This window comes from Halomonas sp. McD50-4 (genome assembly GCF_022348135.1).
Classification (GTDB): Bacteria; Pseudomonadota; Gammaproteobacteria; order Pseudomonadales; family Halomonadaceae; genus Vreelandella; species Vreelandella piezotolerans.
This window is the reverse complement of record NZ_JAKRFG010000002.1, coordinates 140,428-166,062: the sequence shown is the minus strand read 5'-3', so window position 1 is coordinate 166,062 and position 25,635 is coordinate 140,428. Positions and strand designations below refer to the sequence as shown.

Genomic DNA, 25,635 nt, shown 5'->3' with positions numbered 1-25,635 from the left:
GGGCCAGTGGCATAGGGGGATGTGACTCATCGGTTAGGCGCTAACCAGCGCCTAGCAATGAGTTATGCGCGTTCGCGACGGCGAACCGGGGCATCGCCATCGTCACGACGACGGCGCGGGGCGCGTTCCGGCGCACGGTCTTCGCTGATTTCCAGCGGGCGACCGGCCACACGGGCGCGGGCCATTTTCGCCAGAATCGTGGAGGGCAACCCGCTGGGCAGCTCGACCACGGAGAAGGCGTTACGGATATCGATACGGCCGATGCGTGCGCCTTCGATACCACCTTCGTTCGCCAGCGCGCCGACCAGTTGGCCCGGCTTCACGCCGTCTTTATGGCCTACCGAGACGCGGTAGCGGGTCATGCCTTCGCTGGGCGCACTGGAGCGCTCGCGGCGGGCACCACCCGGCTTGCCCGGTGCGCCATCGCGCGGGGCACGCTCTTTGCGCGGTGCCTGAAGACGACCGATCGGCGCTTCGTCGGCACGGGCCATGGCGGCAAACGCGCAGGCCAGCTCAACGGCGTCATGCCCCTCTTCCACCAGACGCTCGACCAGGGCGCGCTGCTCTTCAGCGCCTTTGGTCAGTGCAGCCACCACGCGGTGATGGAATACGTCGTCACGGTGAGCGCGGATAGCGGCTTCGTCAGGTAGCGGCATTTCGGTCATTTTCTGACCGGTGGCCTGCTCCATCCAGCCCACTTTGCGGCCTTCACGGAAACCCGCGAACGTAATCGCGATGCCGCTACGGCCCGCACGCCCGGTACGACCGATACGGTGGGTGTAGGCTTCTGCATCTTGCGGTAGGTCGTAGTTGATCACGTGGGTGATACGCGGAACGTCGAGGCCACGGGCCGCCACATCGGTCGCGATCAGCACGTCGACCTTGCCACGCTTCAAGCGGGTAATGGTGCGCTCGCGCAGGCTCTGATCCAGATCACCCGATAGGCCAGCGGCGTTGACGCCACGAGCGGTCAACTGCTCGACCAGCGTGGTACAGGCCGCACGGGTGCGCACGAAGACGATAGCGGCATCGACCGGCTCGACTTCGAGAATACGCGACAGCGCTTCCAGCTTGGCACCACCGTCGACACGCACGAGGCGCTGCTCGATGTTTTCACCTGTGGTCGTGCGCGACTCGATCGCCACCTTCACCGGGTTGACCAAATAACGGTTGACGATGCGCTCGATTTCCGTCGGCAGCGTGGCCGAGAAGAAGACACGCTGGGCATCTTTCGGGGTATCGGCAACCACGCGTTTGACGTCGTCGATAAAGCCCATGCGCAGCATTTCGTCGGCTTCGTCCAGTACCAGTGCGGAGAGACCGTCCAATTTCAGGCTGCCGCGATCCAAGTGGTCGATCACTCGGCCCGGTGTGCCAACGACCACTTGTGCGCCACGCTTCAACGCACCTAGCTGTTCACGGTACTCTTGACCACCGCAGAGGGTAGCCACTTCCAACCCCTGAAGGTTTTGGCCATAACGGCTAAAAGAGACGGCGACCTGTTGAGCCAGTTCGCGGGTCGGCGCAAGCACCAGTACCTGGGGCTCGCGACGCTGCATGTCGAGACGCGACAGCAGCGGTAGTGCGAAAGCAGCAGTTTTGCCGGTACCCGTTTGCGCTTGGCCCAGCATATCGCGACCTTCCAGCAACGCAGGAATGGTCTGCGCCTGGATGGGTGAAGGAGTTTCATAGCCCTGTGCTTCAACAGCAGACAGAACGGCAGGCAATAGAGCCAGATCGCCGAAGCTCGGCGAGGCGACAGAAGTCGAGGTCATTAATCACACCTTGGTAGGCCGGAAGAACCGGCAAAAAACATCGTAAGCGTCTCTGACTCTGTTTTCATGCAGCGCGTAACAGTACGCTGCAAAAGAACAAGGCTCCGCATCGCGGATATCGTCATCAGTGGAGTCGGAGACGCCGGTCGCACCTGGCATTCGGCTGGCAACACCGCATTTGCGGGCCAACCGCTGTGGCGACCTTCTGCGCCGATTTCACCCGTTTGGTGAAATACTGGAGGCGCGCCATCTTCACAGCAATGAACATCTGCAGTCAGTGAGATGTTCCCGCAAACGTTTCGACTGGCGTGGCACGTACTACTCAGCGTCAGTGATGAACGTTTATCGTCGTGATGGAGGGGTCAACACATGCGAGGAGCGCGCATCCTAACACCCCCCACGGGTTCTGACCAGCCTTTTTGTTTTAACCCATATCAATACCCGAGCTTGCACATGTGCATATGTCGTCTAACCTGAGAAATGCCTGATGACGTTCACGAACTTCAAGGAGTGATAAACATGAACTGGGATCAAATCGAAGGCAGATGGACAGAAGTGAAAGGTAAAGCCCGCGCGAGTTGGGGTGAGATCACTGACGACGAGCTGGATCAGATCGGCGGTAAAAAGGATCAATTGGTCGGTAAGCTTCAGCAAAAATACGGTTTGGAGCGTGAAGAAGCTGAGCGCCGCGCGGATGATTGGGCCAACGGTCTCTAAACTCTGTCGTACGACGACCTTTCACTAAAGGTCTTAATATCGAATTCACCAAGAGTAGCATGACGCTACCTACCGATAGCCACATGGAGAGAAGCTATGCGTAAATCCATTCTAACGACTGCCATCACAACGGCCCTCTTAAGCGGCATGGCGTTTGGTGTTCACGCCCAAACCGAGCCTCAGGGTATGTACTCCGCTGAAGACATCCTCGATGCAGACGTCTTCTTTGCCAATGGTTCTGGCGAAGAAATCGGGGAAGTCGACGATATTCTGTTCGATGAAGAGATGCGAATTTCTGCACTTGTCATCGAGAGCGGTGCGGTATTGGGCTTAGGTGGCCGTGAAATCGTCGTCGACACGGACAATTTCACGCTCGAGACGCACACTGAAAGCGATGGTGAAACCGAACACCGCATCATGCTTGAAGCCACGTCAGAAGAGGTAGAATCCTTCCCAACGTATGATCGTGATTGGTGGGAACAGACCAAAGCCAATGCGCGGGATGCGTGGCAAACCACTAAAGAAGGCGCCCAGAGCGCCTGGCAGACGACTCGTGAAGCCGTGAACGACGAGTAATAGGTTCTAAATTCGTCCTGCTGTGACAAAGTCAAAGGCCATCCATGCGGATGGCCTTTTTACATTTGAAGCACGGGGTCAGGATGAGTGGCGACGTATTCCCTGGCCTGGCAAACGCTCACGGTCATGAGAACGAGTAAAGTCCAACAGCGGCCCAGCAGGTACGATACGGGTAGGATTGATCGTATCGTGACTATAATAGTAGTGACGCTTGATGTGATCCATGTTGACCGTCTCGGCCACTCCAGGCCACTGATAAAGCTCGCGTACGTAATTCGAGAGATTGGGGTAGTCATCAATGCGTTTGAAATTGCACTTGAAGTGGCCAAAGTAGACCGCATCGAAGCGAATCAGCGTAGTGAAGAGACGAATATCCGCTTCGGTCAGCCACTCACCCGCCAGATAGCGTTGCTCTCCGAGCCGCTTCTCCATGCGGTCTAGCGCATCGAACAGCGCCGTCACGTGCTTCTCATAGACCTGCTGATCCGTGGCAAAACCGGATTTGTACACCCCATTATTGATGTGGTCGTACACATCATCGTTCACGTCATCGATGACGCTGCGCAAATCGTCTGGATAGAAGTCCAAGTCATTGCCAGTCAATTCATCGAAGGCGCGGTTGAACATGCGCAACAGATCGGCTGATTCGTTATTGACGATGGCGCCGCGCTTTTTGTCCCATAAAACCGGCACAGTGACCCTGCCAGTGTACGTTGGGTCTGTCATGGTATAGAGCTGATGGTGAAACTCAGCATGGTTGATGGGGTCACCGCTTGACCCTTCGTCTTGATGATAGGTCCAGCCGTTTTCCAACATCAGCGGACTCACGTGGGACGCGCCGATCAGCGACTCCAGCCCTTTTAGTTTACGCATGATGAGCGCCCGGTGCGCCCAGGGGCACGCGAGCGATACGTAAAGGTGGTAGCGATCGGCTTGAGCCGGGTAGCTATCCCCGTCAGAGGCTTGGTCGCTACCCACCCAATCGCGCAGCTGCGCGGATTCGCGAACGAACTCCCCGCCATGCTTTTTGGTGTCGTACCACTGATCGACCCATTCGCCGTTGACTAACAGTCCCATCGGGCATCTCCTGCATTGAACGTTTTTCGATGTGTATACCGTTCAGCATACCCCCGACGGGATAAGGCTCAAGCGGATGTTTTACGGCTGTTCATTCGAGGGAATCGAACGTTGCTCGCATACCTCTTTCACTGCTCGCTTCAGCGCTGCCGCCATGGCATGGGCGGCTGGACCCGCACGATCACGATCACGAAAAATAAGCTGAACAGGGACCTCGCGAACGCCTCCCGCAGTGAGCGGCAGCGGCTTCAAGGCTCCGCTGGCCAGTTCGTCGGCAATACGGGTTTCCGGAATCCAAGCGAAACCGAGTCCGCGTCGCAGCATGTCCAATGAGGTGCCCACATGCCCGACGGTCCAGCGCTGCTCGGCTTTCAACCATCCCGCATTGGTGGACTGACGCAGCGCGGAATCGCGCACCACTAGCTGACGATGTTGGGCTAAATCACGCAAATCCAGCGAGCGCCCAAGTTGATGCAGGGGATGACGCGGATGCGCTACCGCCACGAAACGAATGTTGACCAGCGGCTCTCCCAAAAACCCTTGGGCCTCGATACCGGAGACCACTAAGTCGGCACGGCCATCGTAGAGCATCTCGGTCCCCCCGTTCAGCACGCTCTCGTGGAGCTGCACGCGTACCTGAGGATAGGTTTCCGAAAAGCGTTCCAGTGCTTTGGCTTGCGCCGCTGCAGGAAAAATCTGATCGATCGCTACGACGATCTCTGCTTCAAGCCCCGCCGCCAAGCGCGAGGCGACGTCTTCCAGAGACGCCGCGCTTTCGATCAGCTGCCGGGCCCGTCGAAGCAGCAACTCACCCGCTTCGGTCAGCCGCACCTGCCGCCCGATGGGCTCGAGCACCTGGATACCCAACTGTTCTTCTAATTTATGCACCGCATGATTCAGCGTAGAGGGGCTTTTATGGATCGCCTCTGCCGCCCTTGCGAAGCCGCCATGATCCACCACGGCGGCCAGCATTTGCCACTGCGCTAGTGTTACCCGAGACATTTCGATTTCCTCGACGCCATACAGCGAAACCATCCGCTTCATCTTCGAAAAACAATCCTAGAATGCCAGGAAATGATGGTGAGTACTTGTTTGTTAGCGAATTTCGTTGACTCACTGCTCCATCTCACGGAGTCATAGTCCCCAAAAAGCCCCAAAGAAACTCAATGAAACATTAAAATACAAAAAATTACCCTATTACTATTAGCAACTCCGCTGGATACGCCTTGCACTCATACGATTGACGCGGCGTTGCATTTTTGAATCGTTAACCGGTGTTATGGATGTTATTAATGCGGGCTTACATGCTGATATGGGCACAAAACGCTCGTTTATTTAGACGCACGTTATATTTCCCTGTCACAAGACTTCATTTGCGTCTATGGTGAAGGTGAATACACCGTTTTGTTGGCTTTAGAAAGCTGCGGCCTTTTGGTTACTTTTGTTAGCAAACGGTGTTCATGGCTGAATAAGAACCCTTCATATTTGCGCTATTCAGCGGAAGTATATTTTGTGTATGAATGTACAGTCTATTCACCCCCTTTCCCTTGGGGTATGGTTCCCGAGTTTGCTTACTTTCATGTTACTTTTATTTCACGAACTCGGCGGCCTATTTACTCATGTTGCGAATCCTCCATTCGCTGCCTCGCACGCACAAATTATTACTGTTACCCGTGGCCACCATGGTCACCGTGCTGGGCGCACAAAAACTCATCACCACCTATCATGACCTGAATCAACCTCAAACACCGCTGGAGAGCGTGCTCGTTCCGCTACCTAGCGACTCAGCCCCCGGCGTCCCGTCGCTTCGTCAAGAGCGAACGCCAGTGGCAGAAGCGATCGACCGTGCTTCTCGCGCCCTCGACGCGACCCGCGAACACATCCCTTTGAGTGAACTCACCGCCACCGAGATCGTCGATCTCGATGTGATTCCCAGTGCCGAAGCGTCCATGGCAAGTGATGCAGCCCCACACGCTGCGCATCCTCGGGTCGCGCTGAGCGACAGCCCGTTGGATGATGGCGCGCTGCATATGGCGATCGTGTTAGGCACGATTACAAGCGGCATGCTCAATGTCGACGACTCCGTCGAAATCGCTGATGCCACTTCTTACGAGGATTATGGGGTCGAACTCTACGAGGACGATGTGTCGTTCCTGGAACTGGAGCTGGCAGCCGAAGAGCCGTTCGTTCCTGAGTGGGAAACACATATCGTCGAGCCTGGCGAGACGTTTGCCGTGTTAGCGCAAAACGAGCTGGGCTTGGGGTACAGCGAAGTGCTCGCCCTGCTGGACGACCTACCCGATCCTCGTATGTTGACGCATTGGCGTGCAGGTCACAGCTTCGACTACCAGTTGGACGAAACGGGCCGGTTGCTGGCACTGCGCATGATGAAGAACACGCGCGAAGGCGTTCTACTAGAGCGGGATAGTGACCAATTCGCCATTACGGCTATCGAACGTCAGGGTGAGCCCGTACAGCGCCTTTATGCCGGTAGCGTAACGGGCAGCTTTGCTCGCTCAGCCCAAGCCACCGGCTTGAGCAGCAGCTCCGTCACGGAGCTTACGCGCATCTTGCAAAAAAAGCTGGACTTCCGTCGTGACAGCCGCCGGGGGGATCAGTTTCAGGTCTTGGTCGAATCTGACATGATCGATGGCGAGACACTTGATTCGCGTGTACTGGCCGTTAAGTATGACGGCGAGCGTATGGACCTGACCGTCGTGCGCAATACCACCGACGATAATTTTTATACGCCCGAAGGCAGCAGCCTCGATCCGGCCTTTGCGCGTCGTCCTTTCGAAGGTAATTATCGTCTTAGCTCCAACTTCAACCCACGCCGCCTACACCCGGTCACCGGTCGAGTGAGCCCGCACAACGGCACCGACTTTGCGATGCCCATTGGTACCCCCATTACCGCGCCTGCGAATGGTCGTGTCGAGCGTGTCGGCAACCACCACGCTGCCGGTCGTTACATTGTCGTGCGCCATGACAACGGCTACCGCACCCGCTATTTGCACTTGTCGCAACCATTGGTCAGCCAGGGCGAGCGCGTCACGATGGGCGAGCGTATTGCGTTGTCCGGTAATACCGGCCGCAGCACAGGCCCCCACCTGCATTATGAAGTCATCGTCAATAACACGCCGGTGAACGCGATGACGGTCGAACTGCCCGAGAACACTAGCCTAAGCGGCGATACGCTTATCGCGTTCCAACGCCAAGCCGAGCCAATGTTGGCCGCGCTGGAGAGTGGCGAAACCGGCACCATCAGCGTGGCTAACTATGAGCGCGATAACGACAGCGACGAAAGCCTCCAATAAGCACTCTCCACGGCGATACAAAAGAGCCGCTCCACACGACGTGGGGCGGCTTTTTTGACACTACCAGTCCTGATGAATGACGAGCGACTTACACTGCTTCGAGCGCTGCGAGCAGCGCCGCATCGCGGTGATAGATATCCTCTCTGAACACTACGTCGCCTTGCCCGTTGGGCCAAGCAGTCAGGTAGTGCAGCGCTACCGGAATACGGTTAGGCAAGTTCACGTTTTGATCGCTGCGGCCATTCGCGATCAGCGTATCGAGCTGATAACGGCTGCCGCTGTCTTGCAGTAGGAGCTGGGCAAATTCCGTTACCCCCTCAACCCTCACACAGCCAGAGCTCAGTGCCCTGTGCTCACGCTGAAAGAGCCCTCTTGCCGGGGTATCGTGCAAGTAAATCATGTCGTTATTGGGAAAACGCACCACGACACGTCCCAGAGGATTGCTGCTCCCTGCCACTTGGCGAAGCATCACGCCTCCCGGACGCTGCCAATCGATCGTGCTCGCATCCAGCGTTTCTCCGGATAGGCTCACTACCTGAATGTTCTGCCGCGCCAGATACTGCTCGTCCTGGCGGATCCGTGGTAGCACATCTTCCCGCATGATGGTCGGGGGGATCGTCCAGCTTGGGTTGACGGTCAAGTGGCTGATCGAGGAGTGGATGATCGGCGTTTCACGACTGGGCGAGCCCACCACCACTCGGGTATCCCAATGCTGGCCATTGGGGCGCGTATAATGCAAGCGATAGCCTGCAATATCGACCCACACGTTGGGCGTGCGCTCCAGCGAAGGGCGAATCCAGCGGGCGCGCTCCAGGTTGATGCGCAGTTGGTTCACTCGTGCGGAGACGGGCATGTTCAGTGCCAGCCGTGTGCGCTCTCCCACTACGCCATCTTCTTGCAACTGGTGGCGTCGCTGAAAACGCATGACCGCTTGCGCTAACTCTCGGTCGAAGCTGCGAGGGTCAGCTCCTGACGCCTGCACGTCGACCATGGGGTAAGCGCTACTATCTGCTGCCAGCAGGTGGGGCTCGCCCCATAGCGTCAAGCGCTGGCGAAGCGTTTGCACGTCATCGTCGATATCGCCGGGGCGCAGCGACTCATCGCGTCTTGGTAAATAGGGCACGCTCATCTTATCGGCCAGCCGACGATAGTGCACCAACGCTTCACGAAGCTGGGCATAGGCCGCCATATTCGGCCTCGCCAGTGAAAGCGCTTGCTCGACCCTCCCCTCCTCGACGGCTTGCACTACACGTGGCAGCGCATAACGCCGCTCAGGTCGCTGCAGATCCCAATTCGGCTCGACGCGTTTAGGATCCACTTTACCGATCGATAGATGATCCAACGCCAAGAGCAGGGCCCGAGTGGCTCGCACGTCGAAATTGGCCTTCGCACGATCGTCCAATTGCTGGCTTTGCTGGAAGTCACTCAGCAACGACGAGGCTTGATAGTCGTCGGGCGTCAACCCGTCATCGGGCAACGTGTTCAACGCGCTGACCAGCGACTGAACGCGTTGAAGCTCTTGCCACGCCGGCTGCCCACCGCGCAGTTCATAGAACGACGCGATGGGCAGCGACCCTTCATGGTGTTGAAGATGCTGCGCGAGGGCTTGCTGCAACGCGGCGCTGGCTGGCTCATTGGCATCGGCCATTATCGGGCCGCTCAGCGCCAGACAGAGCGCCGCTCCTATCGCCCATCGTCTTAGTGGCTGGTGGTCGTTCATCGCCTCTCCTTGCGTTACTATGCTGCGTTGTAATGTGGCTTCACTCTTTTTGCTTACCGTCGTATCAGTAGTTCCCGTTCTGATACACGTTTTTTATCATAGCCGCTTACGCTGACTCTTGATGTATCGACCTCGTTACGCTTTTGACTCCTTCAGCAGGATAACGCCCCATGCTTTTTCGATCACGCATGATGAATGTACTGTTTTCTTTATCCATCGTACTGTTTTCTTATCCTCTTCAAGCCGCTGGCTTTTTCTCTCAAGTGGCCGCCGCCCCAGCTGCGGGGGTATCCCCCCTTCATCATCAGTTACTGCAGTTAGCGCCTAATGCCACGCCAACTGCCCTCAGGTTAGCGGCCCAGGCATTGAGCTGTGCCGATCCATCCGCAGAGCGGCTGGCCGTCATCGATTACTCGCTGCCATCCACAGAGCCGCGCATGTGGGTGTTCGATCTTCACCAACATCAGCTGCTGTTCGAGGAATTAGTGTCCCATGGACAAGGATCTGGCGATGCCGTGGCCAACGCGTTTTCCAATGTTCCCGATAGCCATCAATCCAGCATCGGTCTGTTTCGCACCATGAACAGTTACTACGGCCGCAATGGCTATTCACTACGCTTGGATGGCCTGGAGCCTGACGTCAACGATCTGGCCTTCGAGCGAGCGATCGTCATTCATGGCGCGGACTACGTAAGCCACGATTTCATCACCCAAACCGGTCGCCTAGGGCGAAGCCATGGCTGCCCGGCGGTACGTGAGGACATCACTTACCCGCTAATCGACAGTCTAAAAGAGGACCAGTACGTCTTCGCCTACTATCCGGATGAAGAGTGGTTAGCCACGTCAGCGTTTTTACGCTGTGAGTCGTCGACGCCCATGCACCTAGCCGAGATGAAATAGCGCAGGCGAGTGGTATGGCGATGCTCCTTTTTTGCGATGACAAGAGGCTGATTTTCATCAGCTAAGGCCACGCTTCACAGGCAAACATAAAAACCTTCTGCAATACTTTGTGACAAAACATCACAAATTGCGTCATCACTGAAGGTACCGGTCAATGTTTGCCTTTATGCACCCCTATCAAACGATCCGCCGCCTGGAGCAGCAAGTCGCCGAGCTACACGCTCAATTGGCCGTGGCCAAGAGCACGCGGGGCTGCCGCACGATTAGCTTAATGACGCCCCTGGAGTCGGTGAGTATGCTTCAGTCCAAAGGCGCGGATATGCTCACATCCCTAGAAGAGGGCGCCGAACGGCACGCCGAACAGCTTGCCAGTGAACGCGCCACGCTCACCGACCTGTTTACCCGGCTACATGACGCAGAAAAAGCGTCTCAACATCTTCAACAGCAGTGTCAAAGGCACCAGCAGGCCGATACGCATTACGCGGCGCCACTCGCCAGCGACACGGCCCTTCACGAGCTGCGCGGCATGAGCGTCGAACTCGCCCGTATGGCTGGTCATACCCGAGCCTTGGCGATGAGCACGGCACTCGAAGCGGTTCACGTTCAGGAAGCGCCCAGCGGCCTCACCGCCGTGGTGAGCGACATCCAGCACCTGGCCGAGCGCACCCAGCAGTTGGCGCACCAGTTGGATCAATGGGTCGAGCAAACGGCTACCATGCTGAAGGAGGATGCTCGGGTCCTTGGCCATCAACGCGAAAGCGCAAACGCTTTGGCGCGCGCCGCGCAAGACGCCGAACAAGTGATCGAACAGCTCACCGACCAAGCACGCCATATGTACAAGGTGATCCACCACAGCACTACGACGGCCTGTCTACACGCGGCCAAAGTGGAACATGCCGTGTGGAAAAGTCGTCTTTATCAGCAACTATTATCAGCTTCCCAAGAAGTTCCTCTTACGGATCAGCACCACTGCGCGCTGGGTCGCTGGTACTTGGCAGGTGACAGTCGCCGCTATCAGCAAAGCGATGCTTACCGTGCACTGGCCGTGGCTCACCGCCGTTTCCATGAGAGCGGTCTAGAGGCCTTGCGCTATTCCCGACAGGGGGACCTGACCGGCGAGCTGGCCTCGCTGGCGCTCATGGAAGAGGCCAGCGTGACGCTGGCCCAGCAGCTCGACCGGTTGATGGAGCATGCGGTGTACGACCAGCCGCTGCCCCAGACCCGTTCATCACCGTTGGCCGACGCTCCCTAGTCTGCGGGGTAGTTCCCCATTCTTCCGTCCGGCGACTTTTATGCCATGCTAAAGGCACTTCCATCAAAGACGGAAAGGATGACGATGGCACCGGTAAAAAAGCTCGACCTCGCGCTACAGGGCGGAGGTGCTCATGGCGCGTATACCTGGGGGGTGATCGACCGCCTTCTGGAAGATGATCGCATCGAGATCGAGGGCATCAGCGGCACCAGCGCAGGCGCCATGAACGGCGTGGTGATGGCTGATGCTTTGACTCGAGGCGGAAAGCGAGCGGCGCGTCAGGCACTGCGGGAGTTTTGGCAGGCCGTTAGCCGCGCAGGCATGGCAAGTCCCATTCGCCGCTCCCCTCTGGATATTCTGACCGGCAACTGGAGCCTCGACCACTCGCCGGGCTATATCGCCATGGACTTGATGACGCGCCTCGTATCACCTTACCAACTCAACCCACTCAATTTGAATCCGCTACGGGATATCGTGGCGGCTCATATCGACTTCGAACGCGTACGCCAGTGCGACCAGCTCAAGCTTTTCGTCGCGGCTACCAATGTACGCACGGGCAAGCAGCGCGTCTTTCGCCGCGAAGAGATGAGTGTCGACGCCGTCATGGCCTCCGCTTGCCTGCCGTTCATGTTTCAAGCGGTGGAGATCGATGGCGAAGCGTATTGGGACGGAGGCTACATGGGCAATCCGGCGCTGTTCCCTCTCATGGAGGAGTGCAGCGCGCGGGACATCCTGCTGGTGCAAATCAATCCGATTCGTCGCGAAGAGCTTCCCACCTCAGCCTCGGCGATCATGAACCGCCTCAACGAGATCACCTTCAACGCTGCGCTGATCAAAGAGGTACGTATGATCGCACTACTCAAGCACGCTCTCGAAGAGCAAGGTATCGAGAACTGCTATCAACAGGCCCTCTTTCACCGCATTAGCGGCGACCAAGCCCTGGATAACCTATCGGTTTCCAGTAAGCTCAACTCCGAATGGCCCTTCCTTTGTCACCTATTCGAGCAAGGCCGAGAGGCGGCCGAGCATTGGCTCGCCACGCATTTCGATGCCCTTGGCAGGGTGTCCACACTCGATATCGATACGGTCTACCTACACGAATAAGCGCGCTCACGCCCAGCCACTGCCCCAACTTAGCGCACGCTGCCCAAGCAGAGTGCGCTAAACGAGCGTTAAGTGCTCTACTCTCCCCCGTCTTTGCTATTTGCCAAGCAGTCTCCTATCTAAGCAAAATCTTTAACCAACTGTTTTCACTGATTTAAAAGAGTGATGGCGGAGTATTTGCTTATTTTTTCTACATGGTGATAGGCGTGGACCAGGCCCAACAGGGTACGAGTGCGTCGGACCTGACCTTCAACGATGAAGGCATGTTCCCGTAACCACGTAACGCCTGCGCGTTGCGTCTCGACAAACTCGTTCGTACGCTGTGAGGTCACTCCCATGGAGATCCGCAACAAAGCCAACCGTATCCGGTTGCTCAATTTCTCGACGCCGCAAATGCGGGCCTTTCACCTCTCCTGGTTTGCATTCCATATCTGCTTTTTTGGCTGGTTCGGTATCGCACCACTCATGGCCGTGGTGCGCGAGGATCTCGCGCTAACGCAAACCCAAATCGGCAATACCATCATCGCCTCGGTGGCGATCACCGTGATCGTTCGGCTGCTGATCGGTGTACTCTGCGACCGTATCGGCCCACGCAAAACCTATACGGGCCTGTTGATGCTGGGCTCCATTCCCGTGATGGGAATTGGCCTTGCCGACAGTTTCGAGACCTTCTTACTGGCACGCTTGGCGATTGGCGCCATCGGCGCATCGTTCGTCATTACCCAATACCACACCACCTTGATGTTTGCGCCCAACGTGGTAGGCACCGCCAATGCCACCAGCGCTGGCTGGGGCAACCTGGGCGGCGGTACCACCCAAATCGTCATGCCGCTGATTTTCGCCGGCGTTCTGATGCTCGGCGTGAACGAAGCCCTCGGCTGGCGACTCGCCATGGTGGTGCCTGGTGTGGTGCTGTTCTTTACCGGTATTGCCTACTGGCTGTTCACACAAGACGCCCCCAATGGCAACTTCAGCGAGCTGCGCGCACGCGGTGAGCTGCCACCCGCTACCGGTGAGCACGGTGCCGCCCAAAGCTTCCTGGCGGCGGCGAAGGATATCCGCGTATGGGCACTGTTCGTCGTGTATGGGCTCTGCTTTGGCGTCGAGCTAACGATCAATAACATTGCCGCCATCTACTTCTTCGACAAATTCGATCTGACCCTGGCGACCGCTGGGCTCATTGCCGGACTCTTCGGCTTGATGAACATCTTCGCTCGCACACTGGGCGGCGTGTTTTCCGATCTGTTCGCCAAACATGGTGGGCTCAAAGGGCGCGTTCGCTGGCTTTTCATAGCGCTGGTGTGCGAAGGCATTGCCCTAGTGGCGTTTTCCCAAATGCACGTGCTCAGCCTAGCCATTGGCATCATGCTGGTATTTAGCCTCTTCGTGCAAATGGCCGAAGGCGCCACCTTTGGCGTCGTGCCCTTTATCAACAAAAAAGCCCTGGGGGCCGTGGCCGGTATCGTAGGGGCCGGCGGCAACGTGGGCGCGGTGTCTGCGGCGTTTCTGTTTCGTAGCGAAAGCTTGAGCTACCAGCAGGGCCTTTTCTACCTGGGCCTGACCGTGTTGGTACTAGCGTCTTGCGTACTGGTGGTGCGTTTTAGCGAGGCCACCGAAGCCGAAGAGGCCAGCGCATACCGTGATGCCGTCGGCGACGATACGGGGGCAGGTGCTCTCTCACTACGCTAATATCGATGAACACTACCCCTGCAGGCGCGCCACTGCGGGGGCGTTTGACTTTTGGCGGCGAGTATCAAGGAAATCACCATGTCTTCTGCCCAACAGCTTCTCTTTACTGCCCTGCGCTGCGACATCGATAACCTTCACCATCTCGCTACGACCGTGGATATCGTGAGCGATATCAGCCAGTTCATTCATGTGCTGCAGCGCGAACGCGGCGCCTCGACGATTTACCTGGCCTCACAAGGTAAGCGTTTCAAAACCCGCCGAACGACCTACGTTCAACATAGTCAATCGGCCGAAGCCTCGATGCGCCTGCGTTTAGAAACGTTCAGCCAGGAAGCTCGACCTCAAGCCACCGCACGCTTGCTGCGCCGCATTGCCAGCGTTTGGCTAGCGCTGGATGAGCTCGATGCCCTGCGTCGAGCCATCGATACCTTTCATATTTCACCGGACGCGGCCACGCAGGCATTCAATCACCTGATTAGCGGTTTATTGGCGATCGTCTTCGAGGCCGCAGACACGGCTGTCGATCCAGACATCACCCGCGCTCTGGTAGCCACGTTCCACCTCATGCAAGGCAAGGAGCTTGCCGGACAAGAGCGTGCCTGCGGTGCCTTTGGGTTTACCCTAGGCCATTTCGATGACGCTCATCGCACGCTGCTCAACGAACTCGTCGAGTCCCAGCAGCGCTGCTTCGATACGTTTGCCGAATTCGCCACCCCAGAAGCACTGAGCGCTTGGGAGCAGTCGCTTTCGCCCCGAACGCTGGCCGGTATTAGCCAGCTACGCGACATCGCCTGCCAACGCTCGGAACATCGAACGGCGTCGGGCAACACCTTGGGGGAAACCTGGTATGAGCTGACGACCCTACGAATCGATACCATCAAAACGGTGGAAGACACGCTCAACACGCAGCTCATGGCCCTATGCCACCATAAAATCGCCCACGCACAAGCGGCGCTGGATCACGCCTCGGCCACACCCGACAGACCACTTCCAGCCCCCTGCGAACAATTGCTGGCGCTTAGCCCCTCTCAACCGCTGGGCGATTTGACCGCCACTGCTCTCCATTCGCCGCTGAGTCGTTCGCTGCTGGAATTGACGCATGCGCAGTCGAGTCGTCTGCAAGGACTCAGCGACGAACTGGAAAACACGCGCAAAGCGCTGCGCGAGCGGAAGCTGATCGAACGAGCCAAAGGCCTCATCATGGCCCATCAGTCGATGAGCGAAGAGGAGGCTTACCGATTTTTACGCAAAACGTCGATGGATCAAAGCAGAAGCATGGCCGATATGGCACGCTCGATCCTAGATCTCTCTGCCATGCTGCAACGACAGCAAGATAAATCCTAGCGAGGGCGCTCGTTTGCAACCCCACTCGGTTTTGGCCATGCTGAAGGTTCATGTATGACAGCAAGGAGAGCCAACGATGCAAGACCGCGTACTGTTAATTACCGGCGCTTCCAGCGGCATTGGCGCGGCCACCGCCCGGGCAGCGGCCCGAGAAGGGTATCAACTGGTGCTGGCCGCGCGTTCTGCCGATAAGTTGACCTCCCTTGCCCAAGAGCTCGGCCCAGAGAACGTGCTCACATGCGACGTCGATGTCACCGACTTACACCAGCAGCAAGCCATGGTGGAGCACGCCATCGAAACGTTCGGCCGTATCGACGCGGTATTCGCCAATGCAGGCCGCGGGGGCTCGCCCGGCGGTTTTAGCAGCGCCGACCATAACGCTTGGCGGGAGATGATTTTGACCAACATTTACGGCGTTGGCCTAACCTTGCAAGCCTGCCTGCCGGAGCTGAAACGCCGTCAAGGACACGTGCTGTTGACCGGTTCGGCCGCGGGACGCACGACCATCCCCGGTTCTATGTACAGCGCCACCAAATGGGCGGTCACGGGCATTGGTTACAACCTGCGCGAAGAGTTGCGCGGCTCCGGCATGCGGGTCACATTGATCGAACCCGGTATGGTCGACACACCGTTTTTCGACGAGCCGCCCGAGTATGCGCTGCAAGACCGCGATATTGCCAATGCGGTGATCTACGCGCTCGCTCAGCCGCCACACGTGGATGTCAATGAAATCTTGGTACGCCCGACGCCCCCCAAAGAGTGACCCCAACGCCACGGCGGTTGTAATTGCACTTGGCCGCCCACATAAACGCTGCATTATGAAGCGTGCTAACAAAAATAGCCCGCTGACCATGCACGTTTATTAGGTGATTTATGAGCCAACTTGCGAGCACCGCCCTCTCCGTTCTGGATCTTGCGCCCATTCGTCAAGGCGGAAGCGCAGGCGAAACGTTCCGTGACAGCGTATCACTGGCCCAGCATGCAGAATCGCTGGGCTATCGGCGCTACTGGCTAGCCGAGCACCACAACATTGCCGGTATCGCCAGCGCCGCCACCTCGGTCTTGATTGGTCACGTGGCGGGGCAAACGTCCACGATACGCGTGGGTAGCGGTGGCATCATGCTGCCCAATCATCCACCGCTGGTCATTGCTGAGCAGTTTGGCACGCTTGAGACGCTCTATCCTGGGCGCATCGACCTGGGCCTTGGCCGAGCCCCTGGGTCGGATGGGGCGACCATGCGAGCAATGCGCCGTCACGCCCATGCAGGTGTCGACGACTTTCCGGAGCGGTTAGAAGAGTTGCGCCGCTATTTAGACGACGAGGATCCCCGCCAAACCGTCAAAGCCGTGCCCGGTCAGGGCACACACGTGCCCATTTGGCTACTGGGTTCTAGCGGCTACAGTGCCCAGCTTGCGGCGAAGCTGGGCCTGCCCTTCGCATTTGCCGCCCAGTTCGCCCCGGGCTATCTGTTCGAAGCACTCCGTCTCTATCGAGACAACTTCCGCCCCTCCGCACATTTAGAGTCACCCTATGCCATGGTCGGCTTGCCGGTCATGGCGGCTGATAGCGACGAGATGGCGCACTACTTGGCCACCACCGCCCAGCAAAAATTCTTGAACCTGATCCGGGGGAAGCCGACCCAATCGCTGCCACCGGTCGATGCCTTGGATTGGTCACCCATGGAACGCGCCCAGGTGGAGCAGTTTTTGGGAGCGGCCATCATCGGTGGCCCAGAAACGATCAAAGCACAGCTAGCCGCGTTTCAAGAACGCACGGGGGCCAACGAGCTGATGATCAATAGCGATTTTTACAGTCACGCGGATCGCTTGCGGAGTTATGAGATCGTCGCCGAGGCGGTTCGTTAAACTGTCTGCCTTAACCTTTAGCAACCAGAAAAGCGCCTGCTGCGAACATCAGCGAACCGGCCGTGCGGTTGGTGCCTTTTTGTGCGCGCTCGGACTGAAAGAAGCGGCGCGCGGAAGACGCACATGAGGCAACCAGCATCAATCCCATCATCAGCCCCACCAGCGTCAACCCGACCGCCAACACCATATCGCTGCGGTCGAGCACGGTGAGATCGATAAAGGTCGGTAAGAAAGCGATATAGAACAGAATGACTTTCGGGTTGGAGGCCGAGATCATGAAACCTTGCAGAAAACTCTTTGCAGCATCACGACGCCAAGCGCCACGGCTGGCTGGGAGGGCGTCGAGCGTTTGCGGGGATACCTCGGCGGTCCACATTTTCCAGCCCAAATAGAACAGGTAGATGGCGCCAGCGTAGCGCAGTAGCGTAAAGGCGTCTCCCCAGTGTTCCGCCAGCGCCGCCAAACCGTAAAACGCCAGCAGCAGGTAAATCACATCGCTGACCGTCATTCCCAAGGCTAACGGGATACACGAGCGCGCTCCCGATGCCATTCCCTTCGCCAGCAGGGCAAAAATACCCGGTCCGGGGGTCACGGCGAAAACGAAAATCGCCAGAAAATACGTCAGTGCACTCTCAACGGTCATGGTCTTGCCCTCTTGCGGTTCAGTGGTTCACTTATCAACGTACCCGTCGCGCAGATACGCATTGGAGTGTGCTAACGTTACGCATGACGACACCCATGGAAGACACCTCATGTCCAGCCTTCAGTTTTCGCCGATGACCGCCAAAGAGTTCGCGCTCTTCTGGCCTACGTTTCAAGCCATTGTAGCCGCCCAGGAAACCTACGCGATAGACCCCCACATTAGCCAAGAGGAAGCGTTTGCGCTGTGGTGTCAAACGCCACGTCTTAGCATGGCGGTAAAAGATGAGCAGGGAGCACTGCTGGGCAGCTACTACTTGAAGGCCAACGCCGCAGGCCCCGGCCAGCATGTATGTAACTGTGGTTATATGGTCACGCCGCAAGCGCGGGGCAAAGGGGTGGCAAGCGCCATGTGCGAACACTCACAGCAAGAGGCCGTGACGCAGGGGTTCAAAGCCATGCAGTTCAACGCCGTCGTCGCCAGCAATCACGTGGCCGTGGGCTTATGGCAACGCCTTGGCTTCGAGATCGTCGGTACCGTGCCAAACGCCTATCAGCATGCTTCATTAGGGTATGTGGATACCCATGTCATGTACAAAGCACTAACCCCACACTAACCAAGCGCTTCTACCCTGACAGCACCCCACCGCCCTACCGTCATTCAACGCTGCAAACGACAACATCGTCGCGCGAGAGTATCCGTGGTGTTCATTCTCTCTCGCGACCACACACAAATAGCACACAAACGCTATTCACTCCCTGATCTGGAAACCTTAACGCTTACTTAAGACACTTTTTGAAACAATCCCCAATCGTTTTTTCGTAAAACAATCAAAAATCATCGTTTAACACAATCAACGCACGCTTCTATTTTATTAATTTATATTAAAATATCACTGCTACCTTTAAAGTCCCGAGCTAACGCCACGTCAGGTGTTGGGGGCAAAAAAGGTAATTGACATGCAAAAAATATCGGTCAAAACTTGATAGCAGGAGCTCTTGCGATCCTTCTTCTCATGCTGATGGCAATAGGACTTCTGGGTTATTTAGGGGAGCGTAAAGCCGCGGCCTATTTGGAAGAGGTCAATAGCATCAGCGCCGTGCAATCAAGCTCGGCCGCTAGGGCAGAAACCAATTTGATGGAAATGCGCGTTCGTTTAGAGCGGCTTTCCCAGTACTACCAAAATGGATTGACCGCGCGGGTTGCCGATGCGCTGGCCTCGGCGAACGAGAGCCTCGGTGTTTCGGATGCAAGGATCGATGCCATGAATAGCGTACCAACGGCCTCTGAGGACGCGCGTTTTTCCTACCTTTCTACGATCAATGACACCTACGACGCTGCAGCATCAAGTGAACTTAGAAACATGCTCGCCAATGCAGATATCGAGGGACTGATCGACTATAAAGAGAACATCAACCCAGCATTTTTAGCGTTTGGCCAAGCGGTAGGCGACTTTAACCGCTTTGCGTTGGACTATGGCAATACAAAAACGGCAGAAACACTGCGCGATAGCCAAGTGCTAGGGATCACCGTCGGCCTTTTGGTAGTGCTAGCACTGATTCTCTACGTCACGATGCAGGCCACGATCAACAAGTTCTTACTCTCCCCGTTACAACGCGCCGTGCAAATTTGTGAGAACATCGCAAAGGGTGATCTCACCAGTACGATCGAAGAGCGCGGCAGCAATGAGATTGGCCGCCTTTACGCGGCGATGGACGATATGCAAGAGCGACTCGAAGAGATGATCGGCACGCTCCATCAAAGCAGTGAAGCCGTGGCCAGCAGCTCCAAACAAATTGCCAGCGGCAGTCAGGATTTGGCGTCGCGTACCGAGCAGCAGGCCGCCGCGCTTCAGCAAACCGCCGCAAGCATGGATGAGATCTCCTCGATCGTACGCCAGAATGCTGACACCGCCGGGCAAGCCGAACGCCTCACCCAAGACGCGGCTCAAAAAGCCTCCAACGGTAAACAGGCGTCCGAGCATACGCGTCAACTGATGCATGAGCTTGAAGAGACGTCACACAAAGTACATGACATCGTTCAGGTCATCGACTCGATTGCTTTCCAAACCAATATACTCGCGCTAAACGCCTCGGTAGAGGCCGCTCGCGCAGGCGAGCATGGCCGAGGCTTTGCCGTCGTCGCCAATGAAGTGCGTTCGCTCGCCACCAAGACCTCTTCGTCCTCCAAGGAGATACGTGAGTTGATCGAAGACATCTCGCAGCGCATTACTCAAGGGGCCGAGCATACCACCCGCAACGGCCAAAGCATGGCGGACATCAACACGTCAATTATGCAAGTAAACGATATGATGCAAGAATTGGCGTTGGCGGCTAAAGAGCAGGATTCCGGAATCAATCAGGTCAGTACCGCGGTTGCGCAAATGGATGCAGCAACCCAAGAGAACGTGTCGCTCGTCGAAGAAACCAGCACGGCCTCCGCCTCACTTCAAGACGAAGCCAGCCGTTTGGCCGAGCTAGTGAACGAGTTCAAGCTAAAACGCCTTGTACAAAATGCGCTCAATAGCCAGATTCCGCTTGCCGTTCAGCAAACGTTCAACACGGCTTACGTCTCTCCCCTGATAGGATCGCCCCCTTCGCGGGCGACGGCTACGCCTGAGTGGGAAGCTTTTTAGCCGATTGCTTCACATCGCTTTTGTTTCCATGCTCATAACTTAATAGGGCCGGCTTGCTGGCCCTTTTTAACAGATGCACAAGCTTTCCCTGCTTAACACCACGACCTTGCAAAAAAGTGTAAAAAAAACTGATCAGCACCTCTCAATGTCTCTCTTTTTGTGTCGATAATGTACAGGCGAGGCTCCCCTCCTTGCAGGTGTTCCCCCTCCCCTCCTTTCCTCCCGAGAGAGTCATCATGAGAAATTTATCTGTCAAACACTTGTTGGCAGCCGTGCAAGGGTTAATGGTGATCGCCCTGCTGGCCATCGCAGCGACAGGTATTGTATCCAAAATGAGTGTGATGGAGAGCTTGCGAGAGCTCGATGAGGTCGCAGCCCAGCAAGTGGCGTCGATCAACCGCGCAGAAGTCAATTTAATGGAAATGCGCTTACGCTTGGCTCGCTATACCGCTTATATCGAGGATGGCGAAAATACCTCTGCGCAAGAAGCGCTCGAACTCGCACGCGCAGCGCTCCAGCGGGCCGATACACGCTACGCTGAGTTTACCGCCATTGAAGTACCGCCTACGGCCGTTCGTGCACCGCTCATTGCAGCCATTGATAATTACTACCCACAAATGATCAACGAGGCGTTTCGCAGCGATTTAGCGGCTGCCAATTACGCTGCGATCATGCAGCACCGCGAACGCTTCAATGTGGAGTTCGACAGGCTTAGCGATGCCATTCGTGCGTTCAACAGCCGCGCGCAAGCCCTAGCAGCCGAAAACATTGCTCACGCCGAACAGGGACACAGAGTGACCATGCTGTTCAGCGGTACATTGATTGTGCTGGCGCTTCTGTTATCGCTGGGCGTCCAAATCGGTATCAATCGCCTTATCGTGCGCCCGCTGCAGCGCGCGGTGGAGCTTTGTGAGCATATCGCCAAGGGCGATTTGACCCGCCATATCGAATCGCTGGGTAACAACGAAATTGGTCGGCTCTATAGCGCCATGCATGATATGCAGGGCAAGCTGCAAAGTATGGTAGGCACGCTTAACCAAAGCAGTAGCGCCGTGGCTGCCAGTTCCCGTCAAATCGCTGGGGGCAGCCAGGATCTCGCCTCACGTACCGAGCAGCAGGCCGCCGCGCTGCAACAAACCGCTGCCAGTATGGATGAGATTTCCTCCATCGTTCGTCAGAATGCCGACACCGCCGCACAGGCGGAGCGTTTGACTCAGGATGCTTCCAAAAAAGCGGCCCATGGTAAGCAGGAGTCGGAGCAAACCAGTGTGCTGATGCGCGAACTGGAAGCCAGCTCTCAAAAAGTGAATGAAATCATTCAGGTCATTGACTCGATCGCCTTCCAGACCAATATTCTAGCGTTGAACGCCTCGGTGGAAGCCGCCCGTGCGGGCGAACACGGCCGCGGTTTCGCCGTCGTGGCGAGTGAAGTTCGCTCGTTGGCAACGAAAACCTCCAACTCATCGAAAGAAATTCGCACGATGATCGAGGATATCGCGGGCCGCATTGCAAAAGGTGCCGACCAAGCGCTGAAAAATGGCGAGAGCATGGACGACATCAACCAAGCCATCATCCGAGTCAACGATATGATGCAGGAGCTAGCGCTGGCGGCGAAAGAGCAAGAGTCTGGGATCAGCCAAATCAGTACGGCGATTGCCGAAATGGATTCTGCTACCCAGGAGAACGTTTCTTTGGTGGAAGAAACCAGCACGGCTTCAGCCTCACTGCAAGATGAAGCTTCACGGTTGGCAGAGTTGGTCGCCGCGTTCCGGATCAACGCCTCCGACCGTCACTCTATGCTTGCCCCATCCGCCGCTTCAGCGCCTACCCAGCGTTTGCGCGCTCCCTCACAAACTGTCAGCACGGCTCAACGCCAGCGGCCAGCAGCCGAGCCTGAGTGGGAAGCGTTTTAATCGAGCCTCCAGGCTGCGTGTCGGAGCACATCCGCTGTCCCACGCAGCCTCCGTTGACCCTATCGATTCGTGCCATAACAAAAATTACGTTAGGGTGACTCTCTTGACGACGACTCGCTTGGCCTATCGATGCCTAATCACCCTTCACTGCTGACGCGTATCTCTTTGCGCACCCGCATCATTGGCTTGATCACCTCGTTAGTGATTGCCATCACGCTCCTGCTGAGCTGGGTCGCTTCCCGCGAGGCGGCGCTACAACTCGAGGAAAATATCGGGTACCGCAGCGCTGATACCGCGTATCAAATGGTGGATAAACTCAGCCGCAGCATGGATGCGCGGGTTAAAGAGGTGCGCCTACTGTTGGGCATCAAAGAGTTTGCCGATCGCACCGATCCCTCCTCGGTGCGCGCCCAGCTCGAACATTTGCAGCGTAACTATGACGTGCCGTCTTGGATTGGCGTAACGAATGCCAGTGGCACGGTGATCGCCTCCACCGGAGGGCTTCTCGAAGGATCGTCGATTGCCCAGCGGCCGGTATTTATCGAAGGGCGACAAGCGTTATGGGTGGGGGATGTTCATGATGCCGTCATGCTATCCCAGCTACTCCCCAACCCCACGGGCGAGCCCATTCAGTTCGTCGATATCGCCGCTCCGCTCACCGATTCGAGGGGCATCTTTACTGGTGTGCTCGCCGTCCATCTCAGCTGGGAGTGGGCAAAACAGGTGAAAAACTCAATGCTTTCACCGCAACTGCGGGCCCAGCAAACCGAACTACTGCTGCTCTCCTCGCAAGGCACGGTGATTCTTGGACCCACTGAACTTGTCGGTGAATCGCTGGCGTTCATGGAAGGGACCCTCAGCAGCGCCACGCCCAAATGGTCCATCGAAACCTGGCCAGATGGGCAGCGTTACGTCACGGGAATAGCGCGTAGCCAAGGGTTCGGAGACTTCCCAGGTTTGGGCTGGGTTGCTGTGAGCAGGCAGCCCGTGAGTACTGCTTTCGTGCCGGTAGACCAGCTTTACGAACTGATTCTCGGCACGGGGCTACTGGTGGCCTTGATGTTTTCCATCATCGGCTGGATCGTGGCCGCTCGCTTAGTCGCACCGCTCACGCGGCTGGCGCGCGCGGCTGACAACATCCAGACGGCCACCAGCCGCAGCGAATTGACGCTGGAAACCGGCTCCCCCGAGCTCAAACGGCTATCGACGTCCATGCGTGACATGGTCGAGCGCTTGATCGATCAACGCCGCACCATCAGCCGTTTAGAAGACTTGGCCAATACCGACCCGCTGACGGGGCTGGCTAACCGCGCCTTCCTCAACCACTACCTGCAGCATACGCTGCCCGAGGCACGTCGACAGCACCAAAGCGTCATCGTACTGCTCTTCGATCTCGATGGCTTTAAACGGGTCAACGATGAGCTTGGCCATCATGCGGGGGATTTACTGCTGATCGAGGTCACCCAACGGCTCAAGTCGACGTTGCGCAGCGGTGACGTAGTGGCACGTCTAGGCGGAGACGAGTTCGTGATGATTCTTAAAAGCACCACAGAACAAAGCGCCCATGTGGTGACGGATGTCAGCCAGCGGCTACTGCAGCGTATCGCCAGCCCGGTACGGCTGCCTGGAGGGCACCAAGCGCAGGTAGGTTGCAGCCTGGGAGCAGCGTGGTGGCCGCAACACGGCCACGATATCGAACACGTCATGCAGCTAGCCGATATGGCGCTTTATCAGGCCAAAAGCAAAGGTAAACACCGATTGGTCATTTACGGGGAATCGTCTTGAAACATTCCTGCAACTGCGCTTCAGCGACATCGCTGCCCAGTGCAGTCAAGTAGGCAATGTTTCGTTCAGGGATGGCGGCCGTATCTCCGTAAAACGCGATGGCTCGCTCGACGCTAGCCTCGCGCAGTACGTGCACCATGGGATAGGGCGAACGATTGGAGTAGTTGGCGGCATCGTCGAGGTCTGCGCCATCGAAGCAGTAGTCAGGGTGAAACGTGGCCAACTGATACACACCGTCGTAGCCTAGTTCGATCAATAGATTTTCCGCCAGCTCGACGTAATCCAGATAGTGGTCGAAACTTTTAAACAGCGTCGGAAACGTCAATAAAGTCGTCTCTGTTTCAGGGTGCTCGTCGAGCCAAACCATCTCGGCAGCCAGCTCCTCCAACGCTACTTCCACTTTTTTAGAACGCACCACCTCCACACGTATCGTGTCGTTCTCTAACTCCCGTTTGGCAAAAGGGCAAATCTCGTGTCCTACGATAAACCGGCGCACCCAAACGAGTGTCTGCTCCACGATTTGCTGATCGGCGTCTTGCGTCATCTCCACTCCCACATTGGCCTGCTGTAAGCACTTTTTAGGTGGCGAGTGCCTCGCGCTGGCCACCAGTGTACAGCGAAGTTCGCTACCCCGTCAGGCGTGCTGCTGATAGCGAGCCAGCGCGACCTCGTAGGATTTATGAATATGATCATCCATCAATGCACGGGCAGCACGCGCATCGCGCTTGAGCGCCAGCTCCACCAATTCATGGTGCTGCTCATCCAGTTCTTGTCGAATGGTGGGCATCTTGGGGCCTAAACGCCGGTATCGATCGAATTGGTCGTGCAACTGCTCGATGAACCGCAACAGCCACACCGAGCCGCAAGGCGCCACCAGGGTCCGGTGGAAGTGGGTGTGCAGACGCTCCCACTCCTCGCCTTTGTCCAGCGTAATATCCGCTCGCTTCAATCGATGTGCCGCCGCCAGCAAATCGGCTTCCCACACAGCATCGCCGTGGGCAATGGCGCGCTCTAGCGCCATTCCTTCCAACTCGGTGCGAAGGCGCGCAATGTCATCGAGCTCTTCACGAGTAAGCTTGGGTACCCTAAACCCTCGCTGATTCTCTTGAACCAGCAAACCATACGCTGCCAGTTTATTCAGCGCCTCACGCAGAGGGCTGAGCCCCACCTGATACTGCTCTTTGAGCGCATTGATGGCGAGCTTTTCGCCTGCTTTGAAGCGCCCCCCCACCAAGTCTCGACGCAGCACATCGTAGATAGAACTAGAGGCGCTGCTGGTGGGAAGCTGCACGTGCTTATTCATTTCGGCGTCCTTTTGCGTCACATCGC

Annotated in this window: 21 protein-coding genes; 14 read left to right on the top strand and 7 right to left on the bottom strand. The window is 57.0% G+C overall.

The features are described from left to right. Positions 1–62 precede the first annotated feature (62 nt). Positions 63–1,775, bottom strand: a complete 1,713-nt coding sequence (locus MHM85_RS03330) for a DEAD/DEAH box helicase (protein ID WP_139525261.1) — start codon at positions 1,773–1,775, stop codon at positions 63–65. Between the two features lie 519 nt (positions 1,776–2,294). Here MHM85_RS03330 and MHM85_RS03325 point away from each other — a divergent pair. Both MHM85_RS03325 and MHM85_RS03320 read left to right on the top strand, forming a co-directional pair. Next, positions 2,295–2,492 carry a CsbD family protein gene (locus MHM85_RS03325; protein ID WP_139525260.1) on the top strand — a complete coding sequence of 66 codons (198 nt, stop codon included), beginning with the start codon at positions 2,295–2,297 and terminating at the stop codon, positions 2,490–2,492. Between the two features lie 96 nt (positions 2,493–2,588). Continuing rightward, a complete protein-coding gene (locus tag MHM85_RS03320; RefSeq protein ID WP_219863009.1) occupies positions 2,589–3,068 on the top strand; it encodes a PRC-barrel domain-containing protein in 480 nt (159 codons plus the stop codon). A 78-nt stretch (positions 3,069–3,146) separates the two neighbouring features. Here the strand turns inward: MHM85_RS03320 and MHM85_RS03315 are convergent, their stop codons facing one another. Then, positions 3,147–4,145, bottom strand: coding sequence for a glutathione S-transferase family protein (locus MHM85_RS03315; protein ID WP_153842227.1), 999 nt, complete (start codon positions 4,143–4,145; stop codon positions 3,147–3,149). 81 nt (positions 4,146–4,226) lie between these two features. Continuing rightward, on the bottom strand, positions 4,227–5,147 hold the full coding sequence (locus tag MHM85_RS03310) for a LysR family transcriptional regulator (protein ID WP_139525664.1): 921 nt from the start codon (positions 5,145–5,147) through the stop codon (positions 4,227–4,229). A 617-nt stretch (positions 5,148–5,764) separates the two neighbouring features. Between MHM85_RS03310 and MHM85_RS03305 the strand changes: the two genes are divergently transcribed. Further along, a complete protein-coding gene (locus tag MHM85_RS03305; RefSeq protein ID WP_239284749.1) occupies positions 5,765–7,459 on the top strand; it encodes a peptidoglycan DD-metalloendopeptidase family protein in 1,695 nt (564 codons plus the stop codon). Positions 7,460–7,547: 88 nt separating this feature from the next. On the opposite strand, the gene MHM85_RS03300 is transcribed toward MHM85_RS03305, so the two are convergent. Further along, a complete protein-coding gene (locus tag MHM85_RS03300) occupies positions 7,548–9,179 on the bottom strand; it encodes a L,D-transpeptidase family protein (RefSeq protein WP_239284728.1) in 1,632 nt (543 codons plus the stop codon). Between the two features lie 170 nt (positions 9,180–9,349). Here MHM85_RS03300 and MHM85_RS03295 point away from each other — a divergent pair, with 170 nt between their 5' ends. From MHM85_RS03295 to MHM85_RS03265, 7 genes are all read left to right on the top strand, one after another. Continuing rightward, positions 9,350–10,078, top strand: coding sequence for a murein L,D-transpeptidase catalytic domain family protein (locus tag MHM85_RS03295; protein WP_153842224.1), 729 nt, complete (start codon positions 9,350–9,352; stop codon positions 10,076–10,078). A gap of 154 nt (positions 10,079–10,232) precedes the next feature. Then, on the top strand, positions 10,233–11,330 hold the full coding sequence (locus MHM85_RS03290; RefSeq protein ID WP_153842223.1) for a CZB domain-containing protein: 1,098 nt from the start codon (positions 10,233–10,235) through the stop codon (positions 11,328–11,330). An 84-nt stretch (positions 11,331–11,414) separates the two neighbouring features. Then, entirely contained in the window at positions 11,415–12,434 is a 1,020-nt protein-coding gene (locus MHM85_RS03285) for a patatin-like phospholipase family protein (RefSeq protein WP_219863002.1), read from the top strand. A gap of 336 nt (positions 12,435–12,770) precedes the next feature. Then, positions 12,771–14,123, top strand: coding sequence for a NarK family nitrate/nitrite MFS transporter (locus MHM85_RS03280; RefSeq protein ID WP_139525252.1), 1,353 nt, complete (start codon positions 12,771–12,773; stop codon positions 14,121–14,123). 78 nt (positions 14,124–14,201) lie between these two features. Beyond that, complete coding sequence (locus tag MHM85_RS03275) at positions 14,202–15,467, top strand: nitrate regulatory protein (RefSeq protein WP_139525251.1); 1,266 nt, start codon at positions 14,202–14,204, stop codon at positions 15,465–15,467. A 76-nt stretch (positions 15,468–15,543) separates the two neighbouring features. Further along, positions 15,544–16,230, top strand: coding sequence for an SDR family oxidoreductase (locus MHM85_RS03270; protein WP_139525250.1), 687 nt, complete (start codon positions 15,544–15,546; stop codon positions 16,228–16,230). Between the two features lie 110 nt (positions 16,231–16,340). After that, on the top strand, positions 16,341–17,333 hold the full coding sequence (locus tag MHM85_RS03265) for an LLM class flavin-dependent oxidoreductase (RefSeq protein ID WP_139525249.1): 993 nt from the start codon (positions 16,341–16,343) through the stop codon (positions 17,331–17,333). Between the two features lie 10 nt (positions 17,334–17,343). Here MHM85_RS03265 and MHM85_RS03260 read toward each other — a convergent pair whose 3' ends face one another. Then, positions 17,344–17,976, bottom strand: coding sequence for a LysE family translocator (locus MHM85_RS03260; RefSeq protein WP_139525248.1), 633 nt, complete (start codon positions 17,974–17,976; stop codon positions 17,344–17,346). Positions 17,977–18,085: 109 nt separating this feature from the next. Between MHM85_RS03260 and MHM85_RS03255 the strand changes: the two genes are divergently transcribed. From MHM85_RS03255 to MHM85_RS03240, 4 genes are all read left to right on the top strand, one after another. Beyond that, positions 18,086–18,589 (top strand): GNAT family N-acetyltransferase, encoded by a 504-nt coding sequence (locus MHM85_RS03255; RefSeq protein WP_139525247.1) that lies wholly within the window; start codon positions 18,086–18,088, stop codon positions 18,587–18,589. A 366-nt stretch (positions 18,590–18,955) separates the two neighbouring features. Further along, a complete protein-coding gene (locus MHM85_RS03250; protein ID WP_275443307.1) occupies positions 18,956–20,608 on the top strand; it encodes a methyl-accepting chemotaxis protein in 1,653 nt (550 codons plus the stop codon). A gap of 236 nt (positions 20,609–20,844) precedes the next feature. After that, positions 20,845–22,521: a methyl-accepting chemotaxis protein gene (locus tag MHM85_RS03245; RefSeq protein ID WP_139525245.1), complete on the top strand. Its 1,677-nt coding sequence runs from the start codon at positions 20,845–20,847 to the stop codon at positions 22,519–22,521. 129 nt (positions 22,522–22,650) lie between these two features. After that, positions 22,651–24,306, top strand: coding sequence for a diguanylate cyclase (locus tag MHM85_RS03240; protein ID WP_219863000.1), 1,656 nt, complete (start codon positions 22,651–22,653; stop codon positions 24,304–24,306). On the opposite strand, the gene MHM85_RS03235 is transcribed toward MHM85_RS03240, so the two are convergent. Continuing rightward, positions 24,284–24,850 (bottom strand): DUF1415 domain-containing protein, encoded by a 567-nt coding sequence (locus MHM85_RS03235; RefSeq protein WP_139525243.1) that lies wholly within the window; start codon positions 24,848–24,850, stop codon positions 24,284–24,286. The genes MHM85_RS03240 and MHM85_RS03235 overlap by 23 nt on opposite strands. A gap of 90 nt (positions 24,851–24,940) precedes the next feature. Then, a complete protein-coding gene (locus MHM85_RS03230) occupies positions 24,941–25,609 on the bottom strand; it encodes an FCD domain-containing protein (RefSeq protein ID WP_139525242.1) in 669 nt (222 codons plus the stop codon). Positions 25,610–25,635 lie beyond the last annotated feature (26 nt).

What these genes read in the sequence shown, in the direction of transcription:
- MHM85_RS03235 (WP_139525243.1), bottom strand. Translation starts at nt 24,850, where the DNA reads ATGACGCAAGACGCCGATCAGCAAATCGTGGAGCAGACACTCGTTTGG.
- MHM85_RS03275 (WP_139525251.1), top strand. Translation starts at nt 14,202, where the DNA reads ATGTCTTCTGCCCAACAGCTTCTCTTTACTGCCCTGCGCTGCGACATC.
- MHM85_RS03330 (WP_139525261.1), bottom strand. Translation starts at nt 1,775, where the DNA reads ATGACCTCGACTTCTGTCGCCTCGCCGAGCTTCGGCGATCTGGCTCTA.
- MHM85_RS03305 (WP_239284749.1), top strand. Translation starts at nt 5,765, where the DNA reads ATGTTGCGAATCCTCCATTCGCTGCCTCGCACGCACAAATTATTACTG.
- MHM85_RS03310 (WP_139525664.1), bottom strand. Translation starts at nt 5,147, where the DNA reads ATGTCTCGGGTAACACTAGCGCAGTGGCAAATGCTGGCCGCCGTGGTG.
- MHM85_RS03325 (WP_139525260.1), top strand. Translation starts at nt 2,295, where the DNA reads ATGAACTGGGATCAAATCGAAGGCAGATGGACAGAAGTGAAAGGTAAA.
- MHM85_RS03240 (WP_219863000.1), top strand. Translation starts at nt 22,651, where the DNA reads ATGCCTAATCACCCTTCACTGCTGACGCGTATCTCTTTGCGCACCCGC.
- MHM85_RS03265 (WP_139525249.1), top strand. Translation starts at nt 16,341, where the DNA reads ATGAGCCAACTTGCGAGCACCGCCCTCTCCGTTCTGGATCTTGCGCCC.
- MHM85_RS03315 (WP_153842227.1), bottom strand. Translation starts at nt 4,145, where the DNA reads ATGGGACTGTTAGTCAACGGCGAATGGGTCGATCAGTGGTACGACACC.
- MHM85_RS03260 (WP_139525248.1), bottom strand. Translation starts at nt 17,976, where the DNA reads ATGACCGTTGAGAGTGCACTGACGTATTTTCTGGCGATTTTCGTTTTC.
- MHM85_RS03290 (WP_153842223.1), top strand. Translation starts at nt 10,233, where the DNA reads ATGTTTGCCTTTATGCACCCCTATCAAACGATCCGCCGCCTGGAGCAG.
- MHM85_RS03255 (WP_139525247.1), top strand. Translation starts at nt 18,086, where the DNA reads ATGTCCAGCCTTCAGTTTTCGCCGATGACCGCCAAAGAGTTCGCGCTC.
- MHM85_RS03300 (WP_239284728.1), bottom strand. Translation starts at nt 9,179, where the DNA reads ATGAACGACCACCAGCCACTAAGACGATGGGCGATAGGAGCGGCGCTC.
- MHM85_RS03270 (WP_139525250.1), top strand. Translation starts at nt 15,544, where the DNA reads ATGCAAGACCGCGTACTGTTAATTACCGGCGCTTCCAGCGGCATTGGC.
- MHM85_RS03280 (WP_139525252.1), top strand. Translation starts at nt 12,771, where the DNA reads ATGGAGATCCGCAACAAAGCCAACCGTATCCGGTTGCTCAATTTCTCG.
- MHM85_RS03245 (WP_139525245.1), top strand. Translation starts at nt 20,845, where the DNA reads ATGAGAAATTTATCTGTCAAACACTTGTTGGCAGCCGTGCAAGGGTTA.
- MHM85_RS03295 (WP_153842224.1), top strand. Translation starts at nt 9,350, where the DNA reads ATGCTTTTTCGATCACGCATGATGAATGTACTGTTTTCTTTATCCATC.
- MHM85_RS03230 (WP_139525242.1), bottom strand. Translation starts at nt 25,609, where the DNA reads ATGAATAAGCACGTGCAGCTTCCCACCAGCAGCGCCTCTAGTTCTATC.
- MHM85_RS03285 (WP_219863002.1), top strand. Translation starts at nt 11,415, where the DNA reads ATGGCACCGGTAAAAAAGCTCGACCTCGCGCTACAGGGCGGAGGTGCT.
- MHM85_RS03320 (WP_219863009.1), top strand. Translation starts at nt 2,589, where the DNA reads ATGCGTAAATCCATTCTAACGACTGCCATCACAACGGCCCTCTTAAGC.